Source organism: Tistrella sp. (assembly GCF_002684955.1).
GTDB classification, from domain to species: Bacteria; Pseudomonadota; Alphaproteobacteria; order Tistrellales; family Tistrellaceae; genus Tistrella; species Tistrella mobilis.
On sequence record NZ_NYWI01000086.1, the window covers coordinates 125756 to 142961 of the forward strand.

Consider the following 17206-nt stretch of genomic DNA (forward strand, 5'->3'; position numbering starts at 1 on the left):
CGCTGATCGGCCGGCTAACTCCCGGAAACGAGCCGCGGCGGGGACGAAGGAGATGGCCGCGACAGAATGATCATGTCGTTCTATGAGTGAACACGCAAGTAGATTTTTTCTTTGGCTTATTCATTATAATTTAATTTCAAGATACGTGATACACGGGCCCGGTGATCCGCCCCCTTCCGCGGACGCATGTCTGCAGGGGCGGCCGGCCCCCCGACCATCGGAGGGGGTCCACACCCTTGACTTGAACCATGTTTTACCCGATCAACTCTTTCAACGGGACCCGGTGGGAAATTACGCGGACGATGGCCCGGGCATCCCGATAATTATTGCATCCAGGCGCAAGCCGTCCGCAGCCAGGGGGAAACGACCATGTCCGATCAGGCCGCCGCCAAGATCGCCGCGCTGCTGACCGTCACCGAACGCTTCGATCCGCCGGCAGGTGTCGTCGAGGCCGCGGCGGTCAAGGATCCCAAGGCCTATGTCGCGGCCGCCAATGCCGACCCGCTGGCCTATTGGGCGGAGCGGGCGCAGAGCCTGACCTGGACGAAGCCCTGGGACGAGGTCTGCCGCTTCGAGATGCCGGACCATCAGTGGTTCATCGGCGGGCGCACCAACATCTCGATCAACTGCCTGGATCGCCATGTGCAGGCGGGGCGCGGCGATGCCAAGGCCATGACCTTCGTCTCGGAAAACGGCGAAGAGCGCGGCTTCACCTATGCCGAGGCGCTGGCCGAGGTCTGCCGCATCGCCAACGGGCTGAAAAGCCTGGGCGTCGCCCGCGGCGACCGGGTGGTCATCTACATGCCGCTGACCCCGGAAGGCGTGTTCTCGATGCATGCCTGCGCGCGCATCGGCGCGGTGCATTCCATGGTGTATGCCGGCATGGGCGAAGGTGCGCTGAAAAAGCGCATCCAGGACAGCGGCGCGAAAGTGGTGCTGGTTTCCGACGCCACCTGGCGGCGGGGCAAGATCGTCGACCTGAAGGGCATCGTCGACCGCGCGCTTGCCGGCGACGACGCGCCGAAGCTGGATCATGTCGTGGTGCTCTCGCGCACGGGTCGCGAGGTCGCGGCCGGCGAGGTCGATTTTGCGTCCCTCATCGCCCATCAGCCCGACTTCATCGAGGCCGAGGAGATGGAGGCGGAAGACCCCCTCTTCATCCTGTACACCTCGGGCACGACCGGCGCGCCCAAGGGCGTGGTCCATGTCCATGGCGGCTATATGGTCGGCTGCGACACGCTGATCCGCACCTTCTTCGGCGTGACGCAGGATTCGGTCTGGTGGTCGCTGTCGGATATCGGCTGGATCGTCGGCCATTCCTACATCGCCTATGGCCCGATGCTGGTCGGCTGCCATCAGATCATCCGCGAGGGCACGCCCGACTATCCGGATGCCGGCGTCACCTGGGACGTGGTCGACCGCTTCGGCGTGACCGAGATGTTCACGGCACCCACGGCGGTGCGGATGTGGATGCGGTTCGGCAGCGATTTCGTGAAGAAATACTCCCGCCGCAGCCTGAAGGTCATGGCCTGTGCGGGTGAGCCGCTGAACCCCGAGGCCTGGTCCTGGGCGCAGCGCGAGATCCTGTCGGATGACGGCGAGGCCTTTGCGCATTGCGTCGACAACTTCTTCCAGACCGAGGTGGCGAGCCCGATGCTCGGCACCTATCCGGCCATGGCCACCCGCCCCGGCCGCGCCGGCATCGCCATGCCGACACTGCTCGCCCGCATCGTCGACCCCGAGACCGGGGCCGACGTCCCCAATGGTCAGGGCGGGCTGTTCGTGGTGGAAAAGCCCCTGCCCTACATGCTGCGCACGGTCTGGGGCGACCCCAGGCGCTATGCCAGCTATTGGTCGGAGCGCCTCGGCGGCTATGTCACCGGCGATCTGGCGGTGCGGGACGATGAAGGCTATATCGCCCTGCTCGGCCGGTCCGACGACGTGATCAACGTCGCCGGCCACCGCATCGGCACCGCCGATGTCGAAAGCTCTCTGGTCGGCCATCCGGCCGTCGCCGAGGCCGCCGTGGTCGGCCTGCCCGACGAGTTGAAGGGCGAGAAGATCAAGGCCTTCGTGGTGGTGCGCGCCGGCGAAACCGGCGATCAGGCCCTGGTGGCGAAGCTGGTCGCCCATGTCCGCGAGGATCTGGGCCCGATCGCCCAGCCCTCGGAACTGGTGATCGTCGACAAGCTGCCCAAGACCCGGTCGGGCAAGATCATGCGGCGCCTGCTCAAGGCCCGCGAGCTGGGCCTGCCCGAGGGCGACACCTCCACGCTCGACGAATGATCCGCTCTGCGGAACTATAACAATCCGGGCGCGGCCGCCTTGCGGGTGGTCGCGCCTTCAGGTTTTCAGGACCATCCGGAGAGACCATCCCATGTCGGCCGAGCGCACCCCGTCGAAATACGACACCCATCTGGATCGCACTCCCGCGAATTATCAGCCGCTGACCCCGCTCTCGCTGCTGGAGCGCACGGCCGACGTCCATCCCGACCGGGTGGCGGTGATCCATGGCGATCAGCGCTGGACCTATCGCGAACTCTATGCCCGCTGCCGGCGCCTGGCCTCGGCGCTGGCGGCGCGCGGCATCGGCTATGGCGACACGGTCTCGATCATGGCGCCCAACACACCCGCCATGCTGGAAGCCCATTACGGCGTGCCGATGACCGGGGCGGTGCTGAACGAGCTGAACATCCGGCTCGATCCGGAAGCGCTGGCCTTCATCCTGAAGCATGCCGAAACCAAGGTGCTGCTCACCGACCGCGAATTCAGCGGCGTGATCAGGGCGACGCTGGAACTGCTGGACGACAGGCCGCTGGTGATCGATATCGACGATCCGGCGGTCACCCATGGCGAGTTCCTGGGCGAGATCGAGTACGAGGCCCTGCTGGCCGAAGGCGACCCCGACTATGCCTGGGAGATGCCGGCCGACGAATGGCAGTCGATTTCGCTGGGCTATACCTCGGGCACCACGGGCGATCCCAAGGGCGTGGTCTACAGCCATCGCGGCGCCTGGATGAACGGGGTCAACAACATCCTGACCTGGGATCTGCCCAAGCGCTCGGTCTATCTCTGGCCCCTGCCGATGTTCCACTGCTCGGGCTGGTGCTTCCCCTACACCATGGTCGCGGCCGCGGGCACCCAGGTCTGCCTGCGCAAGGTCGACGCGAAGGCGATCTTCGATGCGATCGAGACCCATGGCGTGACCCATCTCTGCGGCGCCCCCACCGTGCTCGGGCTGCTGGTCAATGCGCCGGCCGATGTGAAGCGGAATTTCGACCACAAGATCCGGATGATGACCGCGGCGGCCGCCCCGCCCTCCTCGGTGATCGCCGGCATGGAGGCGATGGGCTTCGAAGTCACCCATGTCTATGGCCTGACCGAGGTTTACGGACCGGCGGTGGTCTGCGAGTGGAAGCCCGAATGGGACGAGAAGCCGCTGGAGGAACGCGCCCGGATCAAGGCCCGCCAGGGCGTGCGCTACGTTCTGCAGCAGGGGCTGATGGTCGCCGATCCGGAAACGCTGGAGCCGGTACCGGCAGACGGCCGGACCCTGGGTGAGGTGATGATGCGCGGCAACATCACCATGAAGGGCTATCTGAAGAACAAGTCGGCCACCGAAAAGGCCCTGGCCGGCGGCTGGTTCCACACCGGCGATCTGGGCGTGATGCATCCCGACGGCTATATCGAACTCAAGGACCGGTCGAAGGACATCATCATCTCGGGCGGTGAGAACATTTCCTCGATCGAGGTCGAAGACGCGCTCTACAGCCATCCCGCGGTGATGGAAGCGGCCGTCGTGGCCCGGCCCGACGAGAAATGGGGCGAAACGCCCTGCGCCTTCATCACCCTGAAGCCCGGTTCCACGGTCACCGAGGCCGAGATCCGCGAGCACTGCGCAAAGCATCTGGCCCGCTTCAAGCTGCCCAAGACCTTCGTCTTCACCGACCTGCCCAAGACCTCGACCGGCAAGGTGCAGAAATTCGTGCTGCGCGAACGCGCGCGAGGGCTGTAAGACGCCGACAGCCGGCCCGGACATACGAAAACCCCTGCCGTCCTATCCGGGCGGCAGGGGTTTCGCGGGATCGCGGGGGTCTTCATCGGCCGTATCGGCGCTGGGCGGCCGCGGCCTGATTGCCGCAGCGCAGGCCGGCATCCCGCCGGCGGGCACTACGGCCTCGGATAGGCGGGTCTACCGGTCAGTTGATCTCCAGCCGCGAGATCTCTTCCTTGACTTTCAGCTTGCTGCGCTTCAGCTCGGCGATCGCGTGGTCGTCGGGCTTCGGTCGGATGTACTCGCTGTGCAACGCCTCGTCGAGAGCGGCATGCTTCTGCTTCAAGGCTTCGACACGCGCCTGAACGCTCATGGACACCTCCGTTGCGCAATACCATCTTGGACCGGGACAGGCGGCCACGTCCCGTGGCACGGCCCGATCCCTTACACAGGGCGACCCCTCAGAAAGTTACGTGGATATGACGACGGACGGCTTCAACCCCCCTGATGACGGTTCGATGACGGCAATGAATGGCATGGGCCGGCCCGGGCCCCGCCGTCTGATCGTCGGCATCTCGGGCGCCTCGGGCGTCGTCTACGGTATCCGCCTGTTGCAGCTGCTGAAATCGGCCGGAATCGAGAGCCATCTGGTGATGAGCAAGGCGGCCGAGATGACGGTCGCCTATGAAACCGATCTGCGCATCGCCGAGGTGAAGGCCCTGGCCCACACGGTCCATGATCCGCGCGATGTGGGCGCCGCGATCTCCAGCGGCTCGTTCCGCACGCTGGGCATGGTGGTCGCCCCCTGCTCGATCCGCAGCCTGTCGGAAATCGCCTATGGCAACACCACCGGCCTGCTGACGCGTGCCGCCGATGTGGTGCTGAAGGAACGCCGACGGCTGGTGCTGATGGTCCGCGAAACCCCGCTGCATCTGGGCCATCTGCGCGCCATGACCCAGGCCGCCGAAGCCGGCGCCATCATCGCCCCGCCGGTGCCGGCCTTCTATGCAAAGCCCGACAGCCTGCAGGCGATGATCGACCACACCCTCGGCCGGGTGCTGGACCTCTTCGACATCGACACGCCGGGGCTGAAGCGGTGGAAGGAAACGCCGTCTCAGGGCCAGGAGGATTGATCCGAGGGCAGACGGCCTTCGGGGTCGTACACCACGACCCGATGCGGCAGATCGGTCCCCCACCGCCACAGAACAAGGTTCTGGTCGTCCGCAGCGGCACCCGTCGCGAAACTCGGGACCAGGACGCCTGCAGCTCCGGCCCCGATCAGCCGCCGCGCCAGTCTCCAGGTCGGAGGTTCTTTGCCGGCCAGAGCCAGCATGAGCCACGCGCACGCCATGTCCTGCGAATCAATCCCGGCGTTCTGCCAGTCTTTTGCAGTCCGCAGATCGACGACGGGTTCACAATCGACGTCGTAAACGCACAACGTGCACGGAGACATCCGCTCAGGCAGGCCTGCGGACACTTCCAGGAGAGTGGTTTCGATCCTGAAGGTAGAGCGCGGGCATGCCCGGCGGATTGAACCGGCCGCCCCGGACCGCCGCACCGTCACCCGAAAGTGGCCTGAACGCCCATTTCGGATCGTGAGCCCGATAGCAGACGCCGGCGAACCTCACGCATAACCGCCCAGAGCGACATGATCGAGATAGTCGCGGACGGCGCTCGCCCCGCCTGTCTTGACCAGAGACTCGGCGGTACGATTTCCCAGAGCCGGAATGGGGTAGGCGCAATACCACGAAAGGGCGGCACGTGGGCCTCCGGCCCAGGCTTCGACACGCTGGAGGATCTCCAGCATTTCCTTGAGACGCCTGGTCGCTGCGGTGTGGCGCGGTCCCCGTCGCTGCAACAGGCTGTCCTTATCGACGCCCAGCATGTCCACGACATCCGGCAGCGGAACGCCCAAAACACGCGCAATCTTTTGGGTGGCGATCAAACGTCGCCTCAAATCTCGCTGGAAAGCCGCGTCGGACTTCCCGATGTCATGAAGAAGGCCGGTAATCGATGCCGGACGTTCAGACGGACGGGTCGGAACACGCCCGCGATTATCTCGCACATGCAACTCTGAGGCGTAATTCTTCATCGCATGCCTCCATTACATGGTTGAAATGTAAGGGAGCGCTGAAAAACGGTCAAGGTCTCCGCCGCCACCCCACCAGTTGCCGGATCTTGTCATCCGCCCCCGGCCCCGCCACAGCGGTGATCTCCTGCGGGCGGAGCGGGCGGCCGTCTTCGGAGCGGACCGCCATCGGCGCCACCGGGCGGCCGGTGGCGGTTTCGGTCAGGAACATGCGCTCGCCGCCGGGATCCGGGGTCCAGCGCTCGCCCCAATGGAGCAGCGCCACCATCACCGGATAGAGGCCGAGCCCCTGTTCGGTCAGGCGGTATTCATAGGACCGGCCGTCGGTGGGCGACGGCGTCTTGCGCAGGATGCCCGCCTCGGTCATCTGCTTCAGGCGGGTGGAGAGCACGCTCGACGACAGGCCCAGATGGTCCTGGAAGGCGTCGAAGGTGCGCATGCCGTTGAAGGCGTTGCGCAGGATCAGGAAACCGTCGATCGATCCCACCACGTCGAGCGCATGGGCGATGCTGCAATTCATCCGATCGAGCGGTTCCCGCGCCACCGTGCTCCCCTCCCGCGTGCTCTCCTCCTGGCCCGGATATCAGCCGGCGATCATGCCGGCGAGGCGCTGATTGATCAGGCCTTCGGCCTCGGACATGATCCGGTCGATCAGTTCCTGACAGCTCGGCACGTCGTGGATCAGGCCGGCGACCATGCCGCAGCTCCAGGCTCCGGCATCCATCTCACCCTCGATCATCACCCGCGGATAGACGCCGGCCACCAGATCGTGGATGTCGTCGATCTTGAGGTCGGCCCCCTTTTCGCGCTCGATCTCGACCAGCCGGTCGACGGCGGCATTGGCCAGCACGCGCTCGGTGTTGCGCAGCGGGCGCATCACCAGGCGGGTATCGAGTTCGGTCGCGGCCACGATCGCCTGCTTGACGTTCTCGTGGACCGGCGCCTCTTTGGTCGCGATGAAGCGGGTGCCCATGTTCATGCCATCGGCGCCCAGCGCCAGCGCCGCCACCAGGCTGCGCGCATCGGCCATGCCGCCCGAGGCGACGAAGGGGATGGTCAGCTCTTCCGCCGCCCGCGGCAGCAGGATCATGTTGGGGATGTCGTCTTCACCCGGATGACCGCCGCATTCGAACCCGTCGACGCTGACCGCATCGCAGCCGATCTTCTCGGCCTTCAGCGCATGGCGGACCGAGGTGCATTTATGGATCACCTTGATCCCCGCCGCCTTCAGCGCCGGCATATAGGCCTCGGGGCTGCGGCCGGCGGTCTCGACGATCTTCACCCCGCCTTCGACGATCGCCTGGATGTATTCCGGATAGGGCGGCGCCTGGAAAGTCGGCAGGAAGGTCAGGTTCACGCCGAAGGGCTGGTCGGTCATCTCGCGGGCCCGCGCGATCTCGCGCGCCAGAAGCTCGGGCGTCTTCTGGGTCAGGCCGGTGATGATGCCGAGCGCACCGGCATTCGACACCGCGGCCGCAAGCTCGGCGAAGCCCACATAATGCATGCCGCCCTGGATGATCGGATGCCGGATGCCCAGCAATTCCGTGATGCGCGTCTTCATGAGGCGTTCCTGCCTTCCCGTTCAGGACCGGAGCCTTCGATGGCCCCCGTGTCATTTAGCTTCGATTTTCGAAGCTATCTCCGGGCGCGACGGAAGGCAAGCCCGCGACGGGCGGCACGGCATCACGGGTGGCGCGGATCATCAGGTCGCGCCAGGCCGCCATCGGCCTGACCGGCGCATCGGCGGCAAGCGTCAGACCGGGGGTCAGCCCCTCGGCCTGGAAGGCGCGGATCAGGCCGGCATCGCGGGCGATCACATGGATCGGCACGCTGTGCGGGGCATCGGCCGGGGTGACCAGCGGCGGCTGGTGGTCGCCGACCACGATCAGCAGGGCATTTTCCGGCATGCGCTCCACGGCCCAGCGGCCGACCAGGGCCAGGGTATAGTCCAACGCATTGGCATAGCGTTCCGCCCAGTCGGCCGTGTCGCGGGCAAAGGGCTGGCCCTCGGGCGGGGCGGCGGTCTCGAAGATCCGCCCGCCGGCGGCGCCCGCCATCGACCAGTCGTCGAGCAGCGGCGGCAGCGGCCCCCAGGGATGATGGCTGGTGATCATGGCGAATTCGAGGAAGAGCGGCGGCCGGTCGACGGGTGCCTGTTCCTCGGCGGCGTAGCGGTCCAGCGCATACTGATCCGGCACCGTCGGCCAGCCGAAAGCCGGGCCGCGATAGTCGAGTGCGGCCGCATCCATCACCCGGTCATAGCCGAAGGCGGCCGCCTCGGGCCAGGTTTCGCGGATGGCCGGCATCAGCGCCACCGTCCGCCAGCCGGCGCGGCCGAACAGGTCGACCAGCGTCGTGCGCCCGGCCGAGAGCGCATAGTCATAGGCCCGCTGCCGGTCGAGCGTCAGGCCCGAAAGCAGCGTGCCATGGGCCAGCCAGGACTGGCCGCCGACGACGGGGCTGTCCAGCCAGCCGCTCACCACACGGAAGCCCGCAGCATCGAGCCTGTGCCCCAGATCCGCCAGCCGCCGGCCCACCGCATCGCGGATCCGCGGATCGTGATGGGCCGACCAGCCGTAGCTTTCCATGAAGAACAGGTTCACGTCGCGGCCGCGCAGCCGCGGAAACAGGGCCGGCCCCGGCAGGTGAGCTGCGGGATCATCCGCCACCGCCGCGGCAAGCTCCGCCTCGATCCGGGCCCGTGCCTTCAACGCATCGGCCTGGAAGGCGGCGAGCCGCAGCGCCCCCGCCCCCACCGGCCCGCCGGTCTGGCTGGCGGCCCCGACCACCTGGCCCAGCGCCAGCATGCCGCCCAGCACCGCGACGGTCATCGCCGGCCGGCGGCCGCCGGTCAGATGGCGCCGGGCCAGAATCTGGCCGCGCCGGGCGAGCAGATAGACCGCCACCGCCGGCAGGATCCAGAAGCCGAGCACGGTGGCGAGCCGCGCCGGATCACCCGCCAGCACATCCCAGAGCGCCGGCATCAGATAGAGATCGCGACCGAGATCGAGCGGCCGGCCCGCGGCGGCATGGGCGACCAGATCGGCGCCGCGCAACAGCACCAGTGCCGCCAGACCGGCCGCCGCCAGCCGGAGCAGGAAACCCGGCAGCCAGCGTTCGGCCTGTGCCGGGCTGCGGGCCAGGCTGCTGCCGCGGGTGACGGGAAAGCCCCCCGGCAGGGCCAGGGCGAGCAGGATAACCGCCGCCACCTCGACCGACAGGCGGAAATGGGCCGGCGTGAACCAGGCATCGAAGCGTGCCGGCATGTTGACCAGCAGGCCGGCCAGGATCCAGACCAGCAGCAGGCGGGCAAGGCCGTCAGCGAAGCTTGTGGGGGGCGGTCTCACCTCGGGGCGATCCTCGTCGGCACGGGCGGCGGGCAGAACATCCGGAAGTGGAAGAAGATGGGCCGGTCCCGTGCGCGATCAAGACGACGCAGGATCACGCGCGACCTTCCGTCTCCCCCCGCGGAATGGCCGGGCCCATGCTCGCCACCAGCCCGTCCCGCACCCGGGCCCAGCCGTCGGGCAGGGCCACCAGCAGCACCCCATAAAGATCCAGCATGCGGGCAAAGGCGGTGCGGCCGTCTTCCCCCGCGCCGAGCGGCCGGGCGAGGCCGTCCAGCACCGGTGCCAGGGCATCGAGCATGGCGGTCTCTGCCGCAATCTCGTGGGCGAGCAGGCCGTCGCCGATCGCCCGGGCACGATCCGCCGCCATGCCGGCCATGACCGGGGCATCGCCGCGCAGCCGCCGGCGCAGGGCGCGCAACGGCCGCACCACCTCGGCCCGCCAGCCGGCGGCTGCCGCATCCAGCGCCGCAATGCCATGCGCGTCCAGCCGGCGGCCGGTCGCCGCAGCATGGTGGAAGGCCAGGATAAGCACCACATCGGCGCCATGGCCGTCCTGGGCCTCAAGACAGACCTCGCGCGCCGACGGCCGGCCATAGACCGCATGGGCATGGCGGCCAAGGGGGGTCTGCGGCGTGGAGGGGGCAGGCACGGGGCTGGGCATGATGCGCATCTTCCGGCAATGTCTTGAGAGGGGGCGTGCTGGGCTTATGCGTCGGCGCGAGTATACACGGCCGGGCGGTGTTTGTATGATCCGCGGCCCCCGATCCCTCCTGAAGGTCCGGCAGCCGCGCCGGCCCGATCCGCCAGAGACAGAAGGACAAGGCTTCATGACCGGAACGCCCGCCGGAACGCCCTCCGCCACCGCGCCCCTGGTCGGCATCGTGATGGGCAGCCAATCCGACTGGGCCACCATGCGCCATGCCGCGGTGCTGCTGGAACGTTTCGGCATCCCGCACGAGGTACGCATCGTTTCGGCCCATCGCACGCCGCAGCGCATGGCCGATTACGCCGCCGCCGCGCGCGGCCGGGGCCTGCAGGTCATCATCGCCGGTGCCGGCGGCGCCGCCCATCTGCCGGGCATGATCGCCGCCCAGACCAGCGTGCCGGTCTTCGGCGTGCCGGTGCAGAGCAAGGCGCTGAACGGCATGGACAGCCTGCTGTCGATCGTGCAGATGCCGGCCGGCATCCCCGTCGGCACGCTGGCGATCGGCGAAGCTGGCGCCAAGAATGCCGCCCTGCTCGCCGCCGCCGTGGTCGCCAACCACGATGCCGCCGTGCTGGAGGCGCTGGAAGCCTTCCGCGCCGAGCAGACCGACGGCGTGGCGCTGGAACCGGTCGACGACCAGGCCTGAGCCGCCTTCTCATCTTCCCTCACCCTGTACGGACGACCCCGATGACCGATCGCACCACCACCCCCGCCCCGCTCGCCCCCGGTTCGGTGATCGGCATCATGGGCGGCGGACAGCTTGGCCGGATGGCTGCGATCGCGGCCGCGCGGATGGGCTACAAGGTCCATGTCTACGCGCCCGAGGCCGAAAGCCCGGCCGCCGAGGTGGCCGATGCCTGGACCCGCGCGGCCTGGGACGATGCGGCCGCCCTCGACGCCTTCGCGGCCGCGGTGGATGTGGTGACCTTCGAGTTCGAGAACGTGCCCGCGGCAAGCGTCGCCGGGCTGGCGGCGAAGCGCCCGGTGCGCCCGGCCTGGACGGTGCTGGAGACCACCCAGGACCGCCTGTCCGAGAAGGATTTCGTCAACCGGCTGGGCATCGGCACGGCGCCCTATGCCCGGGTGGACGATGTCGACGGGCTGGTTGCCGCCATCGAGAGGCTGGGCCGGCCGGCGATCCTGAAGACCCGCACGCTCGGCTATGACGGCAAGGGTCAGGCCCGCATTGCGGCCGAGGGCGACATCCGCGCCGCGGCCGAGGCCGCCTTCGCGACGATCGGCGGCCGGCCCGCGATCCTTGAAGGCATGGTCGATTTCGGCTGCGAGATCTCGGTCATCGTCGCCCGCTCTCCCGCAGGCGAGGTGCGCTGCTTCGAGCCGGCCGAGAACGAGCATCGCAACGGCATCCTGCATCTGAGCCGCGTGCCAGCGCGGGTGGCCGAGGCCACCGCCATCGAGGCGCAGCGCATCGCGCTGGCGCTGGCCGAGGCCTTCGGTCTGGAGGGGCTGCTGGCGGTGGAGATGTTCGTCACCCGCGACGGCCGGGTGCTGGTCAACGAAATGGCGCCGCGGCCGCATAATTCGGGACACTGGTCGTTCGACGCCGCCGCGACCAGCCAGTTCGAGCAGTTCATCCGCGCGGTCGCCGACCTGCCGCTGGGCGATCCCGCGCGGCTGGTCGATGCCGAAATGGAAAACCTGCTGGGCGACGATGTCGACCGCTGGCACGAGATCCTGGCCGAGCCGCGCGCCAAGCTGCATCTCTACGGCAAGAGCGAGGCCAAGCCGGGCCGCAAGATGGGGCATGTCACCCGGCTCGGTACCGCGCGCAGCAACAGCTGATACGGCAGGCGGGGGCTCAGCGCCCCCGCATCCGCAGGGAATTGCGGCCGGCGAAGCGGCTGCCGCCAGGCAGGAAGCGGCGCGGATCGGGCAGCATCTTTTCCACCCGGCCGCGGACCTTCTGGATGCGCATCACATCGGCGATCCGCCGGTCCAGGAAGGCGCGGGTGTCGGCAAAGCCCTCGCTTCTGTCGTCCAGCCAGACCGCGAGCGTCGAGCTGTAGACCGCGGCCAGGGTCGCGCGCTTGGTGTAGAAGCTGAAATCGGTGGCCGTGTCGCCCGCCGCCCACCACATCGCATCGACCGTGCGATAGAGCGTCTTCAGGCCGAGGGCGGCGTTCTGCGGCAGGGCGAGCAGGCCGAGCGCAGTGCGGATCGCCTCGCGATGGGGCAGATTCTGCTCCAGCCGCACCAGAACCGCGGTGGTGATGCGGCTGCGGATCGGCAGCGACGGCAGATCGATCCGCTCCAGCTCCGCCGCCATGCGCCGGTCGGCATAGTCGCAGAAATGCACGATCAGATCGATCCGCCCGCGCGGGAACAGCCGGCGGGTGGCGGCGGCGTCGAAGCCGGCGGCCTGGCCGGCGCGGCGGACCAGGTCGTCCGTCCAGCCGTCGAAGGGCACATCGGGCAGCGCCTGTTCCAGCACCGCGTCGCGATCGCGCAGAAGCTGCGGCACGCCGGCTTCAAGCTCCCCCGCCCCGCCGGTTTCGGTATCTGAGGGCGGCAGAACCCCGGCCTCGTCGTCAGCGCCCGTCTGGTCGCGGGTATGTCCGTCGTCTGCGGTCATCTTCCGTCTCCCTCAGGATCGGCATGGTCGTCGCGGCACCATGCCAGATCAGCTAGCGTCGCAAGGCTACGCCGTCAACGGGTCATGCCGCCGCATAGGCCGCGTCGAAGAAGGCGCGCTCCGCCGCCACTGCGCGCCGGAACAGATCTTCGACCCGTGCCCGGGCCGCATCATCCAGCATGGGGCCCACCCGGTCGAGTTCCGAGACCAGCCAGCCCACGAACTCCCGGAAGAACGGATTATCGTGGAGTGTGATCCATTCGGCATGCTCGAAACGTGGCGGCAGGCGGCCCCCGGCCCGCTCGGCCCAGGAGAGATAGCTCCATTCCGCCACCACCAACACCGCCAGGCAGCAGGCATAGTCGGCGGTCAGCCGCGCCTCGGCCATCAGCGCCTTGAAGGTGGCGGTCGCCGGATGGTCGGGCAGGTCCGCCCGCATCGCCTCGTCCACGCCCAATGCCTTGAAGGCCCGGAGGAAATAGTCGTTCTCGTCGCTGGTGACCATGGCGGCGAAGCGGCAGAGCGGGATCCGCGCCTCGAAGCGGTCGGCCGAGGCGATGGCCGCGCCCAGAAGGGCCACGAATGCGTCGATGAAGCGGTGATCCTGAACCAGATAACGGGCGAGCACCGCATCATCCAGCGTGCCGGCGATCAGCTCGTCGGTGAAGCGGTGGCCGGTGACCGCGCTCCAGTCGGGCTCGGCGGCGGCACGCAGGCTGAGGCTGAAACGCGCCTCGGCGGGGCTGGCGGACATCTGGCATCTCCCTGGGTCTTCTGATCCGGCCACACGCCCTTGCCGGCGTGGGCCCCTTCCCCTATACTCGGTTTCGAACAAACACGCACGCCGTCGGGATCTCGGGACGAGAGGCTGGGAGGCCACTCGTGCCGGCTTTCGTTTCGCAACGGTCGAATCGGTTTGACTTTCATCCGTCGCCCCGGTACCAAAGGCGGCCGATGGTCGCCGAGGGTTTCGGTGGTCGTGATCTGTCGCGGTGCGTCGCGACGGGCCCGGACGGAGGACGTCCGGACCGGGTTTCAATCGACTGACAAGACGGGTGTAGACTTGGTGCAGGTCATCGTTCGCGACAACAATGTCGACCAGGCGCTTCGCGCGCTGAAGAAGAAGATGCAGCGTGAAGGCATCTTCCGCGAGATGAAGATGCGTCGGCATTATGAGAAGCCGTCGGAGAAGCGCGCCCGTGAGGATGCGGAGGCCGTTCGTCGCGCCCGCAAGCTCGCGATGAAGCGTGCGCAGCGCGAGGGCCTGCTCTGAGCAGCAGGCGCGTTCCGCGCCCCGACGACCGGATGCATGCCCTGAAGCCGAACCGGCCCACGGTATGACATGCCTGCCGTTACGAAAGACCGCCCTCCTCGCGAGCGGCGGTTTTTTGTTGCCCGGATTCCGGTGACGGGTCTAGCTTCCGCCGGCGCCCTGCCGCGCCGCCCTCCCTCCCCCCGGTCGTGAAGGAAGCCCGATGATCCGGCATATCGTGATGTTCAGCGCAAAGACCCCGGCCGATCTCGCTGCGGTGCGCGACGGCCTCGCGATCCTGGGCGGCATTCCCCATGCCCGCCGCTTCGAGGTCGGCACAAATACCAAACGCGATGCGCTGTCGTCGGATGTCGATCTGATCGTCTATGCCGAGTTCGACGACGAGGCCGCCCTCGCCGCCTATAAGGCCGACCCGCTTTATGCCGAATCGATCGCCCGCGTCCGCCATCTGCGCGATCTGCGCATCGTGGCCGATTATGTCGTCGAGGATGCCGTCATCGCCGACCGGCGCGGCTGAGACCGGGCAAAACGCCCCGGCGTCTCTCCGGTCCAGCGCCGGAAGGCGCGGGTGAAGGCGGCGGCATCTGCATAGCCCAGCTCTGCCGCGACATCCTCGATCGTCGCCTTGCCCGCAGCCATCAGCCGGCGGGCACGCTCGATCAGGGCCGCCTCGCGTTCCCGCCGGAAACTGGTGCCCGCCTCGGCCAGACGGCGGCGCAGAGAGCGCTCCGACAGAGCAAGCCTGGCCGCGGCCGTCGGAAGATCCGGCGGCGGGTGGTCGGCGTCGCGCAACAGCACCCGAAGCGCCAGAACCGGACCGCCCGCTCCGCGGCGGACCGCCGCCGCCAGCAGAGCCTGCTCGGCCGAGAGCGTCGCAGACAGGTTGGCGAAGCGCAATGGCGCCGCACGCAGATCGCCATCATAGACCAGCCGGTTCCCGTCCTGACCAAACGTCAGATCCGGCCCGAAGACGACGCGAAAGGCTTGCTCGTCCTCGGGTCTCGGCGGGCATGGCAGTCTCAGCTCGGCGCGTGCAGGTACAACCGGCGCGCCAATCAGATCCTGCAACACGCGTGTGATCGAGGTATTGCCCCGGCTGATCAGAAAATGATGAACCGGTGGCGGCAGGTCCAGCAGCACGCGATCGTCAAGGCTGAAGATCAGTTCCCCCGCCGGGCCGTCGGCCGCGGTAATGGTGCTGTACGACACCCCAAGGATCGGCAACCGCTCCCACAGGGTGAGCGCATCGGCCAAGGTCGCCCGGGTCATCATCGCCCAGCCGAACAGGCCGAGCCCGGCAACGCCGTAGCGCAGCCCGGTCTCCAGCCCCAACCGCATCGGGTCCTGATCGGGCAGGCCGGAAAGCAGGGCCTCCACCACAGCCAGTTCCTGCCAAGCCAGAACAGGAATGTCCGGCTGATCAAAGAGCCGGGGGTCCAGCCCGCCCGCCACATAGAGCCGGGCCGCGTCCAGCCCGCAGGCGACACCGGTCGCAACCGAATTGATGACGCCCAGCGGATCCCGTCTTTCCCCGGCATGGATGCCCATAATGCCTCTGGCGATAATCGGTAGTTCTGGCCGAAAAGATCAAGAAATCGGCCGGGGACATCATGGCACGAAACGACCTCTGGTTGCACAATTCTGTCATGCAAACCGGAAACATACCGGAGCCCGCCAGGGGGAAACAGGATGAGCGCAAACCCGTTCTTCTTCGCACGACCGCCCGTCGCCACCAGCAATCGCCCGGTGGCCTCGGCCCACTTCAACATCAGGCCGATCACCGGCGCTCTGGGGGCGGAGATCACCGGTATCGACGTCGCCACGGCCGGCGCTCCGGCGATCGCCGATCTGAGGGCCGCCTTGATCCGCCATCAGGTGGTCGTCATCCGGGGACAGGCCCTGGATCCGGCCGCACTGGAGCAGGTGACCCTCCGCCTGGGTTCTTTCGGCCACGACCCGTATATCCGGCCGATGCCGGGCTTTTCCAATGTGCTGCGGTTGCTGAAAGAAGCGGATGAACGCCATCCGGATGTCTTCGCCGAAGCATGGCACAGCGACTGGTCCTTCCTGGATACCCCTCCCGCCTTCACCCTGCTTTACGGCCATGATGTGCCTGACTGGGGTGGCGACACCATGTTTGCCAGCCAGATCCGCGCCTTCGAGGCACTGAGCCCCGCCATGGTCAGGCTGCTGGAACCCCTGAAAGGCATCCACAGCGCACGGCGCGCCTATGCACCGGCCGCCCGGAGCCTGATGGCCGACCGGCTGCCGAACATGGATATCGTGGTCAGTGAAAGCGCAATGGCGACGCGGCTGCATCCAATCATCCGCACCCACCCTGAAAGCGGCGCCCGTGCGCTCTATGTCAGCCCGAGCTACACGATCGGCATCGACGGCTTCATCGATCAGGAGGCCCAGGCTCTGCTCGGCTATCTGTTCCAGATCTCAGTCGATCCCCGCTTCACCTGCCGGGTACGCTGGGAACAGGGCAGCCTGACCATCTGGGACAACCGATCGGTCATGCACCTGCCGATCGGCGACTATCACGGCGCCCGGCGCGAAATGTACCGCACAACGGTGGCCGGTACAGAACCCATGCTGGAGCCGTGCCCTGATTAAACGCTGTCGTGCCTGAACCACTCCCTGCCGCATGGCCCGGTTCAGGCCAGAATCAACAAGACCAAGAAACGCCCAGGCAGCCCGGTTTCACGACGACGACCACGGTTACCCGGTCGCATGCCAGCAGCCGGTTCGGCGTCTGCCGCGCCGCCCCTCCCCGGCCAAGGCCGCCGGCCTGCCCCCCTTTACCACCACCGCGGCCCTTGCCCCCCTGGCAGCCGCGGCGGTGGCATTGGGCGTATCTGAATCCGGAGGCCGCATCTTCGTGGTGCCGCAACTGCCGGACCGTATCGACGGGGCACTTCAATAACGGTAGCGACGTTGGATGACCCCGATCAATGCGTCTGGACCAGTATCCGGAAAGATCTCCCCTTAGCCGCTCGGGCTTCCCAATGCCTTCAAATGGATGCCGCAAAGCATCGCGAACGCGGTCATTGATCCGCCGGAGCATCGCCTTGTCAGCCTGCTGCCAGTGAACATAATCAGCCCACGCATCCTGGATCCAGACCAGTCGGATGCTCATTCCGGGACCGGCTCATCCACAAGATCACGATGGACGTGAAAGACAAGATCACCTCGCAC

General features: G+C 67.5%; 17 protein-coding genes and 2 pseudogenes. 8 read left to right on the forward strand and 11 right to left on the reverse strand.

What is annotated here, in order from left to right; translation table 11 throughout:
- Nucleotides 1-369 precede the first annotated feature (369 nt).
- The gene (locus tag CMO28_RS28705; RefSeq protein ID WP_296720700.1) at nt 370-2286 is read left to right on the forward strand and encodes an acetate--CoA ligase; all 1917 of its coding nucleotides are present in this window, start codon (nt 370-372) and stop codon (nt 2284-2286) included.
- Between the two features lie 91 nt (nt 2287-2377).
- Nucleotides 2378-4015, forward strand: a complete 1638-nt coding sequence (locus CMO28_RS28710; RefSeq protein WP_296720703.1) for an acyl-CoA synthetase — start codon at nt 2378-2380, stop codon at nt 4013-4015.
- Between the two features lie 184 nt (nt 4016-4199).
- On the opposite strand, the gene CMO28_RS28715 is transcribed toward CMO28_RS28710, so the two are convergent.
- Complete coding sequence (locus CMO28_RS28715) at nt 4200-4367, reverse strand: YdcH family protein (RefSeq protein ID WP_014744362.1); 168 nt, start codon at nt 4365-4367, stop codon at nt 4200-4202.
- A gap of 145 nt (nt 4368-4512) precedes the next feature.
- Here CMO28_RS28715 and CMO28_RS28720 point away from each other — a divergent pair, with 145 nt between their 5' ends.
- On the forward strand, nt 4513-5127 hold the full coding sequence (locus tag CMO28_RS28720) for a UbiX family flavin prenyltransferase (protein WP_296720708.1): 615 nt from the start codon (nt 4513-4515) through the stop codon (nt 5125-5127).
- On the opposite strand, the pseudogene CMO28_RS30015 reads toward CMO28_RS28720, so the two are convergent.
- The 6 genes and pseudogenes from CMO28_RS30015 to CMO28_RS28755 form a co-directional block, all read right to left on the reverse strand.
- Nucleotides 5109-5622 (reverse strand): annotated as a pseudogene (locus CMO28_RS30015) (RES family NAD+ phosphorylase). The gene CMO28_RS28720 and the pseudogene CMO28_RS30015 overlap by 19 nt on opposite strands.
- On the reverse strand, nt 5619-6086 hold the full coding sequence (locus tag CMO28_RS28735) for an antitoxin Xre/MbcA/ParS toxin-binding domain-containing protein (RefSeq protein WP_296720714.1): 468 nt from the start codon (nt 6084-6086) through the stop codon (nt 5619-5621). The pseudogene CMO28_RS30015 and the gene CMO28_RS28735 overlap by 4 nt, the downstream one beginning before the upstream one ends.
- Before the next feature lie 49 nt (nt 6087-6135).
- Nucleotides 6136-6627, reverse strand: a complete 492-nt coding sequence (locus tag CMO28_RS28740) for a winged helix-turn-helix transcriptional regulator (RefSeq protein WP_296720717.1) — start codon at nt 6625-6627, stop codon at nt 6136-6138.
- Nucleotides 6628-6666: 39 nt separating this feature from the next.
- Nucleotides 6667-7644, reverse strand: coding sequence for an NAD(P)H-dependent flavin oxidoreductase (locus CMO28_RS28745; protein ID WP_014744358.1), 978 nt, complete (start codon nt 7642-7644; stop codon nt 6667-6669).
- 55 nt (nt 7645-7699) lie between these two features.
- On the reverse strand, nt 7700-9430 hold the full coding sequence (locus CMO28_RS28750) for a hypothetical protein (RefSeq protein ID WP_296720720.1): 1731 nt from the start codon (nt 9428-9430) through the stop codon (nt 7700-7702).
- Nucleotides 9431-9524: 94 nt separating this feature from the next.
- Nucleotides 9525-10094 carry a TIGR02444 family protein gene (locus CMO28_RS28755; RefSeq protein ID WP_296720723.1) on the reverse strand — a complete coding sequence of 190 codons (570 nt, stop codon included), beginning with the start codon at nt 10092-10094 and terminating at the stop codon, nt 9525-9527.
- A gap of 166 nt (nt 10095-10260) precedes the next feature.
- On the opposite strand from CMO28_RS28755, the gene purE reads away from it, so the two are divergent.
- On the forward strand, nt 10261-10785 hold the full coding sequence (gene purE, locus CMO28_RS28760) for a 5-(carboxyamino)imidazole ribonucleotide mutase (RefSeq protein WP_296720727.1): 525 nt from the start codon (nt 10261-10263) through the stop codon (nt 10783-10785).
- A 41-nt stretch (nt 10786-10826) separates the two neighbouring features.
- Nucleotides 10827-11942 carry a 5-(carboxyamino)imidazole ribonucleotide synthase gene (locus CMO28_RS28765; protein ID WP_296720730.1) on the forward strand — a complete coding sequence of 372 codons (1116 nt, stop codon included), beginning with the start codon at nt 10827-10829 and terminating at the stop codon, nt 11940-11942.
- A gap of 16 nt (nt 11943-11958) precedes the next feature.
- On the opposite strand, the gene CMO28_RS28770 is transcribed toward CMO28_RS28765, so the two are convergent.
- Entirely contained in the window at nt 11959-12732 is a 774-nt protein-coding gene (locus CMO28_RS28770) for a COQ9 family protein (RefSeq protein WP_296720733.1), read from the reverse strand.
- Between the two features lie 82 nt (nt 12733-12814).
- Nucleotides 12815-13486: a TenA family protein gene (locus tag CMO28_RS28775; RefSeq protein ID WP_296720736.1), complete on the reverse strand. Its 672-nt coding sequence runs from the start codon at nt 13484-13486 to the stop codon at nt 12815-12817.
- A gap of 312 nt (nt 13487-13798) precedes the next feature.
- On the opposite strand from CMO28_RS28775, the gene rpsU reads away from it, so the two are divergent.
- Together rpsU and CMO28_RS28785 are read left to right on the forward strand one after the other, a co-directional pair.
- Nucleotides 13799-14005, forward strand: a complete 207-nt coding sequence (gene rpsU, locus CMO28_RS28780; RefSeq protein WP_014744351.1) for a 30S ribosomal protein S21 — start codon at nt 13799-13801, stop codon at nt 14003-14005.
- Nucleotides 14006-14207: 202 nt separating this feature from the next.
- Nucleotides 14208-14522, forward strand: a complete 315-nt coding sequence (locus tag CMO28_RS28785) for a Dabb family protein (RefSeq protein ID WP_062768238.1) — start codon at nt 14208-14210, stop codon at nt 14520-14522.
- Here CMO28_RS28785 and CMO28_RS28790 read toward each other — a convergent pair.
- Nucleotides 14480-15553, reverse strand: coding sequence for an AraC family transcriptional regulator (locus CMO28_RS28790; RefSeq protein WP_296720740.1), 1074 nt, complete (start codon nt 15551-15553; stop codon nt 14480-14482). The genes CMO28_RS28785 and CMO28_RS28790 overlap by 43 nt on opposite strands.
- Before the next feature lie 141 nt (nt 15554-15694).
- On the opposite strand from CMO28_RS28790, the gene CMO28_RS28795 reads away from it, so the two are divergent.
- Nucleotides 15695-16624 carry a TauD/TfdA dioxygenase family protein gene (locus CMO28_RS28795; RefSeq protein WP_296720745.1) on the forward strand — a complete coding sequence of 310 codons (930 nt, stop codon included), beginning with the start codon at nt 15695-15697 and terminating at the stop codon, nt 16622-16624.
- Between the two features lie 262 nt (nt 16625-16886).
- On the opposite strand, the pseudogene CMO28_RS30020 reads toward CMO28_RS28795, so the two are convergent.
- A pseudogene (locus CMO28_RS30020) lies at nt 16887-17141 on the reverse strand (Txe/YoeB family addiction module toxin); the annotation flags it as partial.
- Nucleotides 17142-17206 lie beyond the last annotated feature (65 nt).

Excerpts from the sequence above, each read along its gene's own strand:
- CMO28_RS28705 (WP_296720700.1), top strand. The coding sequence starts at position 370 with ATGTCCGATCAGGCCGCCGCCAAGATCGCCGCGCTGCTGACCGTCACC.
- CMO28_RS28710 (WP_296720703.1), top strand. The coding sequence starts at position 2,378 with ATGTCGGCCGAGCGCACCCCGTCGAAATACGACACCCATCTGGATCGC.
- CMO28_RS28715 (WP_014744362.1), bottom strand. The coding sequence starts at position 4,367 with ATGAGCGTTCAGGCGCGTGTCGAAGCCTTGAAGCAGAAGCATGCCGCT.
- CMO28_RS28720 (WP_296720708.1), top strand. The coding sequence starts at position 4,513 with ATGACGGCAATGAATGGCATGGGCCGGCCCGGGCCCCGCCGTCTGATC.
- CMO28_RS28735 (WP_296720714.1), bottom strand. The coding sequence starts at position 6,086 with ATGAAGAATTACGCCTCAGAGTTGCATGTGCGAGATAATCGCGGGCGT.
- CMO28_RS28745 (WP_014744358.1), bottom strand. The coding sequence starts at position 7,644 with ATGAAGACGCGCATCACGGAATTGCTGGGCATCCGGCATCCGATCATC.
- CMO28_RS28755 (WP_296720723.1), bottom strand. The coding sequence starts at position 10,094 with ATGCCCAGCCCCGTGCCTGCCCCCTCCACGCCGCAGACCCCCCTTGGC.
- purE (WP_296720727.1), top strand. The coding sequence starts at position 10,261 with ATGACCGGAACGCCCGCCGGAACGCCCTCCGCCACCGCGCCCCTGGTC.
- CMO28_RS28765 (WP_296720730.1), top strand. The coding sequence starts at position 10,827 with ATGACCGATCGCACCACCACCCCCGCCCCGCTCGCCCCCGGTTCGGTG.
- CMO28_RS28770 (WP_296720733.1), bottom strand. The coding sequence starts at position 12,732 with ATGACCGCAGACGACGGACATACCCGCGACCAGACGGGCGCTGACGAC.
- CMO28_RS28775 (WP_296720736.1), bottom strand. The coding sequence starts at position 13,486 with ATGTCCGCCAGCCCCGCCGAGGCGCGTTTCAGCCTCAGCCTGCGTGCC.
- CMO28_RS28785 (WP_062768238.1), top strand. The coding sequence starts at position 14,208 with ATGATCCGGCATATCGTGATGTTCAGCGCAAAGACCCCGGCCGATCTC.
- CMO28_RS28790 (WP_296720740.1), bottom strand. The coding sequence starts at position 15,553 with ATGGGCATCCATGCCGGGGAAAGACGGGATCCGCTGGGCGTCATCAAT.
- CMO28_RS28795 (WP_296720745.1), top strand. The coding sequence starts at position 15,695 with ATGAGCGCAAACCCGTTCTTCTTCGCACGACCGCCCGTCGCCACCAGC.